Raw genomic sequence first — 13,499 nt, forward strand, 5'->3', positions numbered from 1 at the left:
TGGTTCAATAAAGAGCAGAGCATTCGTTGCCTTTTCGGGGTAACAAGAGATTGCCTGCCAACCATCAAGGGAAGAAAGTCATGTCCGAGCTTACGGATCGTCGGCTTATTAATGAATTAATTTCCGGCCACTATGCAGACCCATTTTCGTTTCTTGGTATGCATCAGACCGAGAGCGGCCTCGAAGTACGGGCAATGCTACCTGATGCAACCGAAGTCTGGGTGATTGAAACCAATACCGGGCGCAAATGCGCTCAGCTTGAATGTCTGGACTCTCGTGGTTTTTTCCACGGCGTGGTTCCACGACGTAAAAACCCCTTCCGCTACCAGCTGGCCGTCACCTGGCATGGTCAGCAAAACCTGATTGATGATGCCTACCGCTTTGGTCCACTGCTGGCGGAAATGGACAGCTGGCTGTTGGCTGAAGGCACGCACCTTCGCCCGTACGAAACTATGGGTGCCCATGCGGACGTGATTGATGGCGTTATCGGCACGCGCTTCTCCGTCTGGGCGCCGAATGCCCAGCGCGTCTCGGTTGTGGGTGATTTCAACTTCTGGGATGGCCGTCGCCATCCGATGCGTTTTCGCCAGGAGATTGGCGTCTGGGAGCTGTTTGTTCCCGGCGCGATCCACGGGCAGCTGTATAAATTCGAAATTATCGATCTGCACGGTCAGCTGCGGCTGAAGGCCGATCCCTATGCATTTGAAGCGCAGATGCGGCCGGACAGTGCCTCGATGATTTGTGGGATACCCCCGAAAACCGAGATGCCGGAGGCCCGTCGTCGCGCCAATGATTTTGACCAACCGATCTCGATTTATGAGGTGCATCTGGGGTCATGGCGTCGGCACACCGATAACAATTTCTGGCTGAGCTACAAAGAGCTGGCCGAACAGCTGGTGCCCTATGCCAAAGAGATGGGCTTCACCCACCTTGAGCTGATGCCGATTAACGAACATCCGTTCGATGGCAGTTGGGGCTATCAGCCGACCGGCATGTACGCGCCAACCCGGCGTTTTGGTACCCGTGATGACTTTCGCAACTTCGTTGCCGCGGCGCATGAAGCCGGGCTGAACGTGCTGCTCGACTGGGTGCCCGGCCATTTCCCTTCCGATGACTTTGCCCTGGCCAAATTTGATGGCACCGAGCTGTACGAGCACGGCGATCCGCGCGAAGGCTACCATCAGGACTGGAACACGCTGATTTACAACTTCGGCCGCCGCGAGGTCAGCAATTATCTGGCGGGCAACGCCCTGTACTGGATTGAGCGCTTCGGCATTGACGGGCTGCGCGTCGATGCGGTGGCGTCAATGATCTACCGCGATTACAGCCGTGCCGAAGGGGAATGGGTGCCTAACCACCTGGGCGGCAGAGAGAATCTGGAAGCTATCGCCTTCCTGCGCTACACCAACCGCACGCTGGGCTCCGCCGCACCGGGTTCGGTGACGGTGGCCGAAGAGTCGACCGATTTCCCTGGCGTCTCACGTCCGCCGGAAATGGGCGGTCTGGGCTTCTGGTACAAGTGGAATCTGGGCTGGATGCACGACACGCTGGATTATATGAAGCTGGATCCGGTGCATCGCAAGCATCACCACAACAACCTGACCTTTGGCATGCTCTATAACTCCACCGAAAACTTTGTGCTGCCGCTGTCGCACGATGAGGTGGTTCACGGCAAGAAATCGATTCTGGACCGCATGCCGGGCGATGCCTGGCAAAAATTCGCCAACCTGCGTGCTTACTACGGCTGGATGTTCGGCTTCCCCGGCAAAAAGCTGCTGTTTATGGGCAACGAGTTTGCGCAGGGCAAAGAGTGGAACCATGACGTCAGCCTCGACTGGCATCTGCTGGAAGGGCACGACAACTGGCATAACGGCGTGCAGCGGCTGGTACGCGATTTAAACCACACCTACCGTGCCCATCCCGCGCTCTATCAGCTCGACTTCGACCCGATGGGCTTCGAATGGCTGGTGGTGGACGATTTCGAAAATTCGGTGTTTGTCTTTGTGCGCCGCGATCGCGAGGGCAACGAGCTGATGGTTGTCAGCAACTTTACGCCGGTCACCCGTGAGAACTACCGCTTTGGCGTCACCGGCGCGGGCAGCTGGCGGGAAGTGCTCAACACCGACTCCAGCCATTATCACGGCAGCAATGCCGGTAATCAGGGCGCAATCCACAGCGATCCGCAGCCCAGCCACAATCGTGAACACTCGGTGAGCATGACCTTGCCGCCGCTGTCCACCGTCTGGCTGGCGAGGGAGGCGTGATGAGCCCCGTGCTTCCTGGCAAAGCCACGCCTTCCGGCGCTGATTACGACGGCAAAGGCGTGAACTTTACGCTGTTCTCACAGCATGCAGAGCGCGTGGTGCTCTGTCTGTTTGACGAGCAGGGCCAGGAAACACGCGTGGATTTACCGGGACATACCGGCGATATCTGGCATGGCTATCTGCCGGCGATAAAACCCGGCCAGCGCTATGGCTACCGGGTGTATGGCCCCTGGCAGCCCGACGCCGGACACCGCTTCAATCCCAACAAATTACTGGTCGATCCCTGTGCCCGCGAAGTGGAAGGCGAAGTCACCGACGACCCGCGTTTCCAGTGCGGTGAAACGGAGATGAATTGCGAAGACAGCGCGGCAGTGGCGCCAAAAAGCGTGGTGTTGGCCAATGATTTTGACTGGGAAGATGACCAGCCACCGCGCGTGCCCTGGGGCTCGACCGTCATTTATGAAGCACACGTTCGTGGGCTGACCAAGTGCCATCCGGATATTCCTGCGGAGATCCAGGGTACCTATGCGGCGCTGGGCCATCCGGTGATGATCAGCTATTTCAAGCGCCTCGGCATCACCAGCCTGGAGCTGTTACCGGTGGCGTATTTTGCTCACGAGCCGCGTTTGCTGCGCCTTGGGCTGACCAATTATTGGGGCTACAACCCGCTGGCGCCTTATGCACTGGATGCGCGTTATGCCTCCGGCGTTAACGGGGTGCATCCGCGCGATGAGTTCCAGCAGGCGGTGAAGGCGCTGCATGCGGCGGGCATCGAAGTGATCCTCGACGTGGTGTTTAACCACACCGCCGAGCTGGAAGAGACCGGCCCGACGCTGTCCAAACGCGGTGTCGATAATAAAAGCTATTACTGGCTCGACGATCAGGGTGGCTACCAGAACTGGACCGGCTGTGGCAACACGCTGAACATCAGCCATCCGAAAGTGATGACCTGGACGCTGGACTGCCTGCGTTACTGGGTGGAGGAGTGCCACGTCGATGGCTTCCGCTTCGATCTCGCCACCATCTTAGGCCGTACGCCGGAATACCAGCGCGATGCGGAGATGTTCCAGGCAATCCAGGCCGACCCCCTGTTATCGGCCTGCAAGCTGATTGCTGAGCCCTGGGATATCGGGCCAGGCGGTTACCAGGTGGGAAACTTCCCGCCGCCGTTTGCCGAATGGAATGACCATTTCCGCGACGTTGTGCGCCGTTACTGGCTGTATGGCGACATCTCCAATGGCGAGTTGGTGAAGCGTTTTGCTGCGTCCAGCGACGTGTTCCAACAGCCTGGGCGATTGCCGTCGGCCAGCATCAATCTGATCACCGCCCATGACGGTTTCACCCTGTGCGATGTGGTTTGCTACAACGACAAACATAACGAAGCCAACGGTGAAGATAACCGCGATGGCAACAACAGCAATTTCAGCCACAACCACGGTGTGGAAGGGCTGAACGCGCCGTTGCTGGTGGCTGAACATCGCCGCCGCAGCGTGCACGCCATGCTGACCACGCTGTTACTGGCGCAAGGCACACCGATGCTGTTAGCGGGTGACGAGCACAGCCACAGCCAGCACGGCAACAATAACGCCTACTGTCAGGATAACGAGTTGACCTGGCTTAACTGGGAAAACAATGACAGTGGGCTGTTTAACTTCACTGCCGCCTTAATCCATCTGCGCAGCAAGATCCCTGCGCTGCAGAGCGATAGCTGGTGGCAGGAAGGGGATGGAAACGTTGAGTGGCTGGGGCCCACGGGTCAGCCGTTGAGCGTTGAGGAGTGGCGAAACGGGGCGCATCGTCTGCAAATTCGCCTGTCTCAGAACTGGTTAATTACGTTTAACGCCACCGAAGAAGTGTGCGATTTACAACTGCCTCAAGGGGAATGGCATGCCATTCCACCCTTCGCCGGGGATGATAACCCGATCCTTATAACTGTCTGGCATGGACCAGCCCACGGTGTGTGCGTGTTCCAAAAGCAATCATAACAGGAGTCAGACATGATCAAATTAGAGAAGAACGATCCCCTGATGCTGGCAAGACAATTGCCGACACAAACTGTAGCCCTCATCCTTGCCGGTGGACGCGGTACCCGGTTGAAAGATCTCACCGCGAAACGTGCAAAACCTGCTGTCCACTTCGGCGGCAAATTTCGCATTATCGACTTTGCGCTGTCGAACTGCCTGAACTCCGGGATCCGGCGGATCGCGGTGATCACCCAGTATCAATCCCACACGCTGGTGCAGCATATCCAGCGTGGCTGGTCTTTCCTCAACGAGGAGATGAACGAGTTTGTCGACCTGCTGCCTGCGCAGCAACGTCAGGCAACGGAACACTGGTATCGCGGGACGGCGGATGCGGTCACGCAGAATCTCGATATTATTCGTCGTTATCAGGCGAAGTACATCGTGATCCTCGCGGGTGACCATATCTACAAAATGGATTACTCGCGGATGTTGCTGGACCATGTGGAAAATGACGCCAAATGCACCATCGCCTGTCTGCCTGTGCCGATCGAAGAAGCCAGCGCGTTCGGCGTCATGGCGGTTAACGATGAAAGCCGGGTAGTGGAATTCCTCGAAAAACCGGCCGATCCGCCGCATATGCCGGGCGATAAAACGCAGGCGCTGGCCAGCATGGGGATCTATGCGTTTACCGCAGACTATCTCTATGAGTTGCTGGAAGAAGACCTTAAAAATCCCGAATCCAATCATGACTTTGGTAAAGACATTCTGCCGCAGATTGTCTCCACCGGTGAGGCGCTGGCGCACTCCTTCAGCATCTCCTGCGTGCAAAGTGATGAGACCGCGCCGCCTTACTGGCGCGATGTGGGAACTCTGGAAGCTTACTGGAAAGCCAACCTCGATCTGGCCTCGGTGACGCCAGAGTTAGATATGTATGACCGCGACTGGCCGATCCGCACCCATATGGAGCCGCTTCCCCCGGCGAAATTTGTGCAGGATCGCTCAGGCAGTCACGGTATGACCATGAATTCGCTGGTGTCGGGCGGGTGCATTATTTCCGGCTCGGTGGTGGTGAATTCGGTGCTGTTCTCCCGCGTTCGAATCAACTCTTTCTGCAATATCGAATCCTCAGTTCTCTCGCCGGATGTGGTCGTGGGGCGATCCTGTCGCCTGCGCCGCTGTGTGATTGACCGAGCCTGCGAGCTGCCGGAGGGTACGGTAATCGGTGAAAATCCCGATGACGATGCGCGGCGTTTTTACCGTTCCGAAGAGGGGATCGTACTGGTGACGCGATCCATGCTGGCCAAATTGGGCTGGCGCAGTTAACTAAGAAGCAGTTCAGTCTGGGCAAGGTTTTTGATGCGGAGGACCGCGTCAGCACACCGTAAAGGAGCCGATAATGCAGGTTTTACATGTCTGTTCAGAAATTTTCCCGCTGCTTAAAACCGGCGGGCTTGCTGATGTTGTTGGGGCATTACCGGCGGCGCAAATTGCAGAAGGCATTGATACCAGAGTCCTGCTTCCAGGCTTCCCTGATTTAAAGAAAGGGATCCCGGACACAGAGGTCGTGGCAAGGCTGCAAACGTTCGCGGGCTACGTGGAGCTGCTCTATGGGCAGTTTGATGGCGTAGGGATTTACCTGATAGATGCGCCGGGTTTGTATGACAGACCCGGCAGCCCTTATCACGACGAGTCACAGTTCGCGTATACGGATAACTATCTCCGCTTTGCGCTGCTGGGCTGGATTGGCTGTGAACTGGCCTGTGGGCTGGATCCTTACTGGCGACCTGAGGTGGTCCATGCGCATGACTGGCATGCCGGGCTAACCTGCGCCTATCTGGCGGCTCGTGGCCGTCCAGCAAAATCGGTATTTACTGTCCATAATCTGGCATATCAGGGATTGTTTGCCGCCAAGCATATGGATGACATCCAGTTACCCTGGTCATTCTTCAACATGTTCGGGCTGGAGTTCTTCGGGCAGATTTCTTACCTGAAGGCCGGCCTGTTTTATGCTGACCATATTACCGCCGTCAGTCCTACTTACGCCCGGGAGATCACCCTGCCGGAGTATGGTTACGGCATGGAAGATCTGCTGAAGCAGCGACAGCTTGAGGGCCGGCTGACCGGGATCCTCAACGGGGTCGATCCGGCCATCTGGGACCCGGCGCAAGACCTGCTGCTTAACGCGCGCTATAACCGCGATGTGCTGGATGCCAAGGTCGAGAACAAACGCCAGCTGCAGATCACCATGGGCCTGAAGATTGATGACAAGGTCCCGGTCTTTGCGGTGGTCAGCCGGCTGACCAAACAGAAAGGATTGGATCTGGTGCTGGAAGCCTTGCCTGGCCTGCTGGAGCAGGGCGGACAGCTGGTATTACTGGGCGCCGGAGATGCCGTACTGCAACAAGGATTTCTTGCGGCGGCGGCCGAATATCCGGGCCAGGTGGGTGTACAGATTGGCTATCATGAAGCATTCTCCCACCGCATTATGGGCGGTGCCGACGTGATTATGGTCCCGAGCCGTTTTGAACCCTGTGGACTGACCCAGCTGTACGGCCTGAAATACGGCACCTTACCGCTGGTCCGGCGCACCGGTGGACTGGCGGATACGGTCAATGACAGTTCGCTGGAAAACCTCGCCGATGGCATGGCCAGCGGATTTGTTTTTGAGGACAGCAATGCCTGGTCTTTACTGAGGGCTATCCGCCGTGCTTTTGTACTGTGGTCCCGTCCTTCACTTTGGCGCTACGTGCAGCGTCAGGCGATGGGGATGGATTTTAGCTGGCAGGTGGCCGCTGTGGCCTACCGCGATCTCTATCAACGACTGTTGTAATGGCTATGGGAATTTTGATATGAACGCACCTTTCACCTATACCGCTCCCACGCTCAGCGTCGATGCGCTGAAGCACTCGATTGCCTATAAATTGATGTTTACCATCGGTAAAGATCCCTCGATTGCCAACAAGCATGAATGGCTGAATGCCACGCTGCTGGCGGTCAGGGATCGGATGGTTGAGCGTTGGCTGCGTTCCAACCGCGCGCAGCTTTCCCAGGATGTGCGGCAGGTGTATTACCTGTCGATGGAGTTTCTGGTAGGCAGAACCCTTTCCAACGCGCTGCTGGCGATGGGCATGTACGATGATGCTCAGGCCGCGCTGGAGGAGATGGGCTTCAATCTGGAAGACCTGATTGAAGAAGAGAGCGATCCGGGTTTGGGGAACGGTGGTTTAGGCCGACTGGCTGCGTGCTTCCTGGATTCCCTTGCCACGTTAGGATTGCCTGGCCGCGGCTATGGCATTCGCTACGACTACGGCATGTTCAAGCAAAATATCATTGATGGTCGCCAGGCCGAGTCCCCGGACTACTGGCTGGAATACGGTAATCCCTGGGAGTTCCAGCGCTTTAACACCCGCTACAAAGTGCGCTTCGGCGGACGTATCCAGCTGGAAGGCAGCCGATCGCGCTGGCTGGAAACCGAAGAAGTGCAGGCGATGGCCTACGACCAGATTATCCCGGGCTATGACACCGATGCCACTAACACCCTGCGCCTGTGGTCAGCGCAGGCCAGTAATGAAATCAATCTGGGGAAATTCAACCAGGGCGATTACTTTGCGGCAGTGGAAGATAAGAACCATTCGGAAAACGTGTCCCGCGTGCTCTATCCCGATGACTCGACCTATTCTGGCCGGGAACTGCGGCTGCGTCAGGAGTATTTCCTTGTCTCGGCCACGGTGCAGGATATCCTCAGCCGCCACTGGCGGATGCATCAAACCTTCGATAACCTCGCCGACAAGATTGCCATTCACCTGAATGACACTCACCCGGTGCTGGCGATCCCGGAACTGATGCGCCTGCTGATCGATGAGCATAAGTTCAGCTGGGATGATGCGTTTGAAGTCACCTGTCAGGTGTTCTCCTATACCAACCACACGCTGATGACCGAAGCGCTGGAGACCTGGCCGGTCGATATGATCGGCAAGATCCTGCCGCGCCATCTGCAAATCATCTTTGATATTAACGATTACTTCCTGAAAACCATTCAGGATTACTACCCGGACGACTGGGATCTGCAGTCACGCATTTCGATCATTGATGAGAACAACGGCCGAAAAATTCGTATGGCGTGGCTGGCGGTGGTGGTCAGCCACAAGGTGAACGGCGTTTCTGAGCTGCACTCCAATCTGATGGTGCAGTCGCTGTTTGCGGATTTTGCCGCGCTGTTCCCTGGCCGTTTCTGCAATAAAACCAACGGCGTGACCCCGCGTCGCTGGCTGGCGCTGGCGAATCCTGAACTCTCCGGCGTACTGGATGAGGCGATTGGCCGCACCTGGCGTACCGAGCTGAGCCAGCTGGATGAGCTGAAGCAGCATATCGATTACCCCAGCTTCCTGGCGCAGATCAGCGATGCCAAGCTGCACAACAAAAAGCGGCTGGCCGACTATATTGCGCAGAAAATGGGGGTGGTTATCGATCCGCACGCGCTGTTTGACGTGCAGATCAAGCGCATCCACGAATATAAGCGTCAGCTGCTGAACGTACTGCATGTGATCACCCGCTATAACCGCATCAAAGAGGATCCTGATGCTGACTGGGTGCCGCGCGTTAATATCTTTGCCGGTAAGGCTGCCTCGGCTTACTACACCGCGAAGCATATCATCCACCTGATCAACGATGTGGCGAAGGTCATTAACAACGATCCGCTGGTGAGAAACCGGCTGAAGGTGGTTTTTGTGCCTAACTACAGCGTCAGTCTGGCGCAGATCATCATTCCGGCGGCAGATCTCTCGGAACAGATTTCACTGGCGGGGACCGAAGCGTCCGGCACCAGTAATATGAAATTTGCGCTGAACGGCGCGCTGACCATCGGCACGCTGGATGGTGCCAATGTCGAGATGCTGGAGCACGTGGGCGAGGAGAATATGTTTATCTTCGGTAACACTACGCCGCAGGTCGAAGCGCTGCGCAAGAATGGCTATAGCGCGCACAAGATTTACGAGCAGGATGCGGAACTGCATCAGGCGCTGACGCAAATCGCCACCGGCACCTTCAGTCCTCAGGAACCGGGCCGCTACCGTAATCTGTTCGATTCGCTGGTCAATCTGGGCGACCATTACCAGCTGCTGGCCGACTATCGCAGCTATGTTGATACCCAGGATAAGGTGGATGCGCTTTATCGTCACCCGGATGAGTGGACCCGCAAGGCGCTGCTGAACATCGCCAATATGGGCTACTTCTCCTCGGACCGGACGATTCAGGAATACGCTGACGAGATTTGGGGGATCAAACCGGTACGGTTGTAATCCCGCGCGTTAAAAGCTGAAATGTAAAAGGGGCAGAATAATCATTCTGCCCCTTTTCTTTACGTCGACGGGATGAATCAGGAAGCCAGTGACAGCGCCGGTTTCTTCGCGTGCTGAGCCAGCCATTCGCCAACGCGGGCGCGTTGCTCATCGTTCAGCCACATACCGATTTTGGTCCTGCGCCACAGGGCATCATCCTGCTCACGCACCCACTCGTTTTCCACCAGATAACGCAGTTCGGCTTCATAGAAGTGGTGACCAAACAGCTCGCCCAACTCTTCCAGGCTGGTCGCGCCGCTTAACAGCTTCTCGGTATTGCTACCGTAAGTCCGGGCGTAGTGACGGGCCATCCCTTCAGTAATAAACGGATAACGGCGACGCAGACTGGCGGCGTAATCTTCACGCGTACCGGCAATATCTCCGCCTGGCAGCACGCAGGTTTTGGTCCAGGCCGGACCCGCTTTCGGATAGTACTTCGACAATTTCTCCATCGCGTGCTCAGCCAGCTTACGGTAAGTGGTGAGCTTGCCGCCAAAGACAGAGAGCAACGGTGCCTGGCCGTTATCATCGCGCACGTCGAGCGTGTAATCGCGGGTGATCGCCTGCGGTGAATCAGATTCGTCATCGCACAGTGGACGCACGCCGGAGTAAGACCAGACGATATCCTCTTTGCTCAGCGACTTCTTAAAGTGGCCGTTGAACACTTTCAGCAGGTATTCGGTCTCGTTGTCGTCGATATGGACGTTTTTCGGATCGCCTTTGTATTCCACGTCGGTGGTGCCGATGATCGAGAATTCGTCCATCCACGGGATCACAAACACGATACGGTTATCTTCGTTCTGCAGAATGTAAGCCTGTTTCTGCGTATGCACGCGTGGCACCACGATGTGGCTGCCCTTGATCAGGCGAATACCGTATGGCGATTTCAGCTTCAGGCCATCATCAAACAGCTGCTTAACCCATGGGCCAGCGGCATTGACCAGACCTTTGGCACGCCAGGTGAAGGTTTTGCCGCTGTCGATATCTTCGGCTTCAACCATCCACAGGCCATTTTCACGCCATGCGCGGGTCACTTTGGTGCGGGTGCGGACTTCGCCACCGCGCTTCTCAACTTCCTGCGCATTCAGCACAACCAGGCGCGCATCGTCCACCCAGCAGTCGGAATATTCGAAACCGCGCACGATTTCAGGCTTCAGTACCGAATCTGAGCCAAAACGCAAGCTTTTGCTGCCCGGCAGGCTGGTGCGTTTGCCCAGATGGTCATACATAAACAGACCGATGCGGATCATCCACGCCGGACGCAGATGCGGACGGTGCGGCAGACGGAAACGCATTGGGAAAGCGATGTGCGGTGCCATCTTCAACAGCACTTCACGTTCTGCCAGCGCTTCGCTGACCAGACGGAATTCGTAATGCTCCAGGTAGCGCAGGCCACCGTGGATAAGTTTGGAGCTGGCGGAAGAGGTCGCGCAGGCCAAATCTTGCGCTTCCAGCATCAGCACAGACAGGCCGCGTCCTGCAGCATCAGCCGCAATGCCAGCGCCGTTGATGCCGCCGCCGATTACGATCAAATCTTTGGTTTCCACGTCATCTTCCCCCGATGTTCGGAATAGTTCTTAAATGTTCGTTTTCGAGCATTATAATAATCGTATTCGCACATTGATGCCAGCGTTAACCGAATAAAAACATTTATGCGTGATGCAGGTAACATAATTGAGCAAGGAAAAGCCGCTTAACCCTGCAACATATCGGGTTATTCCAGGCAACCTTCGCGTTACAATAAGGCTGATTTGTCTGACTTTGACGAGAACCCACCATGGAACAATTTGAGTGCATCAGCGTGCAGCAGGCACAGGCACAGATGACCGACAACAACGCGCTGCTGGTTGATATCCGCGATCCGCAGAGTTATGCCGCCGCGCATGCCAGCGGGGCCTTTCATCTGACCAATGAGTCGCTGCCCGGTTTTATCGCGCAGTCGGATGTCGACACGCCGGTGCTGGTGATGTGCTATCACGGCATCAGCAGTAAAAGTGCCGCGCAGTATCTGTTGAACCAGGGATTTAATCAGGTGTTCAGCGTTGATGGGGGTTTTGAAGCCTGGCGTGTGGTGTTCCCGCAGCAGGTGGAAGCCGTTGCGCTTTAACTGACCCTCTTCAAACAGTGCGGTATACTGTTCTTTCGTTTTAATTAACAGGGACTTTCGACGGCGATGATGCGCATCACTGAATTCTCCAACCCCCGCATGGCGCAAGCCTTTGTGGACTATATGGCAACCCGTGGCATCCAGTTGCGGGTGGAGCACGATAACCATTATACGGTTTGGCTGGATGATGATTCGAAAGTCAATCTGGTCGAAAACGAACTTAGCCAGTTTATTCGCGACCCGAACCACCCGCGCTATCAGGCGGCGAGCTGGCATTCAGGCAGCACCTCGTCCGGCATTCATTATCAGGGCTCCTCACTGTTGGCCAATATCCGTGAGCGCGCCGGACCGCTCACGCTGTCCGTGATGGTGATGTGCATCGTGGTCTTTGTGCTGATGCAGATTTTTGGCGACCAGACGGTCATGAGCCTGCTGGCCTGGCCTGATGCGGACCAGCACTTTGAGTTGTGGCGCTGGTTCACCCATGCGCTGCTGCACTTCTCGATCCTGCACATCACCTTTAACCTGATGTGGTGGTGGTATCTGGGCGGCGCGGTGGAAAAAAGGCTGGGCAGCGGCAAGCTGTTTGTCATCCTGCTGATCTCGGCGCTGCTCAGTGGCTGGATGCAGTCCAAATACAGTGGGGTGATGTTTGGTGGCCTGTCTGGCGCCGTCTATGCCCTGATGGGCTACGCGTGGCTGAGAGGCGAGCGCGACCCGCAAAGTGGCATCTACCTTGAACGTGGGCTGATGGCCTTCGCGGTCGTCTGGCTGGTGGTGGGCTACATGGGCTGGTTTGGCTTGTCTATTGCCAACGCCGCGCACGTTACCGGCCTGTTGGTCGGTCTGGCCATGGCATTTGTTGATACCCGACACGTTAAAAGATCCTAAAGCATTCATCAGCAGGGACGCCTGGACAGGAGAGTTTTGTGAAGCAAACGCAACGTCATGACGCCATTATCGAATTAGTGCGTCGTCAGGGATATGTCAGTACGGAAGAGCTGGTGGATCATTTTGCCGTCAGCCCACAAACCATCCGTCGCGACCTGAACGACCTGGCAGAACAGAATAAAATTCAACGTCATCACGGCGGGGCTGCCCTGCCATCCAGTTCGGAAAATACCGCCTGGCAGGATCGTAAGATGATGTGGTCGGCCGAAAAAGCGCGTATTGCTCAGCGCGTTGCCAGCCAGATCCCTGACGGCGCGTCGCTGTTCATTGATATCGGCACCACGCCGGAAGCGGTGGCGCACGCGTTGCTGAATCACAGCAATCTGCGGGTGGTAACCAACAACCTGAATGTCGCGATGCTGCTGATGTCGAAACCCGATTTCAGTCTGATCGTTGCCGGTGGCGAAGTGCGTACCCGTGATGGCGGCATTATGGGTGAGGCGACGCTCGACTATATCTCTCAGTTCCGCCTGGACTTCGGCATTCTGGGGATCAGCGGCATCGATATGGACGGTTCTCTGCTGGACTTCGACTATCACGAAGTGCGTACCAAGCGGGCGATTATTGAAAATTCTCGCTGCGTCATGCTGGTCGCTGACCACTCCAAGTTTGGCCGCAACGCGATGGTCAATCTGGGAAATATGAGCCTGATCGACTACCTGTTTACCGATGAGACGCCGCCACCGAGCGTGATGCAGACCATCGAGCAGCACGAAGTGCATCTGGAGCTGTGCTAACGCCCGGGCTCTGCACACTGTGGCAAGGATGCCGCGCGCTTTTCTCCTTTCTTCTTTTGTATCAAGTTTATCTTTCCCTCAACGAGCAATTTATTCTGTTCCGGTCTTAACTGTAAGAGTCGTAAGCCGGTTTGCACTTT

General features: G+C 56.2%; 9 protein-coding genes. 8 read left to right on the top strand and 1 reads right to left on the bottom strand.

Translation table 11 applies throughout. From position 1 onward, the window contains the following. Positions 1–80 precede the first annotated feature (80 nt). The 5 genes from glgB (at position 81) to glgP (ending at position 9,525) form a co-directional block, all read left to right on the top strand. On the top strand, positions 81–2,264 hold the full coding sequence (glgB, locus tag ACXKZG_RS01650; RefSeq protein WP_013204225.1) for a 1,4-alpha-glucan branching enzyme: 2,184 nt from the start codon (positions 81–83) through the stop codon (positions 2,262–2,264). Further along, positions 2,264–4,249, top strand: a complete 1,986-nt coding sequence (gene glgX, locus ACXKZG_RS01655) for a glycogen debranching protein GlgX (protein ID WP_488875614.1) — start codon at positions 2,264–2,266, stop codon at positions 4,247–4,249. The genes glgB and glgX overlap by 1 nt, the downstream gene beginning before the upstream one ends. 12 nt (positions 4,250–4,261) lie before the next feature. Further along, on the top strand, positions 4,262–5,551 hold the full coding sequence (gene glgC, locus ACXKZG_RS01660; RefSeq protein ID WP_013204223.1) for a glucose-1-phosphate adenylyltransferase: 1,290 nt from the start codon (positions 4,262–4,264) through the stop codon (positions 5,549–5,551). Between the two features lie 73 nt (positions 5,552–5,624). Next, positions 5,625–7,058: a glycogen synthase GlgA gene (gene glgA, locus ACXKZG_RS01665; RefSeq protein ID WP_013204222.1), complete on the top strand. Its 1,434-nt coding sequence runs from the start codon at positions 5,625–5,627 to the stop codon at positions 7,056–7,058. Positions 7,059–7,077: 19 nt separating this feature from the next. Further along, positions 7,078–9,525, top strand: a complete 2,448-nt coding sequence (glgP, locus tag ACXKZG_RS01670) for a glycogen phosphorylase (protein WP_013204221.1) — start codon at positions 7,078–7,080, stop codon at positions 9,523–9,525. Between the two features lie 77 nt (positions 9,526–9,602). Here the strand turns inward: glgP and glpD are convergent, their stop codons facing one another. Then, on the bottom strand, positions 9,603–11,111 hold the full coding sequence (glpD, locus tag ACXKZG_RS01675; RefSeq protein ID WP_013204220.1) for a glycerol-3-phosphate dehydrogenase: 1,509 nt from the start codon (positions 11,109–11,111) through the stop codon (positions 9,603–9,605). 230 nt (positions 11,112–11,341) lie between these two features. Between glpD and glpE the strand changes: the two genes are divergently transcribed. The 3 genes from glpE to ACXKZG_RS01690 all read left to right on the top strand — a co-directional run bounded on the left by glpE (position 11,342) and on the right by ACXKZG_RS01690 (position 13,359). Next, positions 11,342–11,671 carry a thiosulfate sulfurtransferase GlpE gene (glpE, locus tag ACXKZG_RS01680; RefSeq protein WP_013204219.1) on the top strand — a complete coding sequence of 110 codons (330 nt, stop codon included), beginning with the start codon at positions 11,342–11,344 and terminating at the stop codon, positions 11,669–11,671. Positions 11,672–11,740: 69 nt separating this feature from the next. Continuing rightward, on the top strand, positions 11,741–12,562 hold the full coding sequence (gene glpG, locus ACXKZG_RS01685; protein ID WP_041692446.1) for a rhomboid family intramembrane serine protease GlpG: 822 nt from the start codon (positions 11,741–11,743) through the stop codon (positions 12,560–12,562). Positions 12,563–12,600: 38 nt separating this feature from the next. Beyond that, positions 12,601–13,359: a DeoR/GlpR family transcriptional regulator gene (locus tag ACXKZG_RS01690; protein WP_013204217.1), complete on the top strand. Its 759-nt coding sequence runs from the start codon at positions 12,601–12,603 to the stop codon at positions 13,357–13,359. Positions 13,360–13,499 lie beyond the last annotated feature (140 nt).

The sequence above is a fragment of the Erwinia sp. 2186 genome (assembly GCF_057812255.1).

Bases quoted from the DNA above. Each gene is read 5' to 3' on its own strand.
- glgB (WP_013204225.1), top strand. From the start codon at position 81: ATGTCCGAGCTTACGGATCGTCGGCTTATTAATGAATTAATTTCCGGC.
- glgX (WP_488875614.1), top strand. From the start codon at position 2,264: ATGAGCCCCGTGCTTCCTGGCAAAGCCACGCCTTCCGGCGCTGATTAC.
- glgC (WP_013204223.1), top strand. From the start codon at position 4,262: ATGATCAAATTAGAGAAGAACGATCCCCTGATGCTGGCAAGACAATTG.
- glgA (WP_013204222.1), top strand. From the start codon at position 5,625: ATGCAGGTTTTACATGTCTGTTCAGAAATTTTCCCGCTGCTTAAAACC.
- glgP (WP_013204221.1), top strand. From the start codon at position 7,078: ATGAACGCACCTTTCACCTATACCGCTCCCACGCTCAGCGTCGATGCG.
- glpE (WP_013204219.1), top strand. From the start codon at position 11,342: ATGGAACAATTTGAGTGCATCAGCGTGCAGCAGGCACAGGCACAGATG.
- glpG (WP_041692446.1), top strand. From the start codon at position 11,741: ATGCGCATCACTGAATTCTCCAACCCCCGCATGGCGCAAGCCTTTGTG.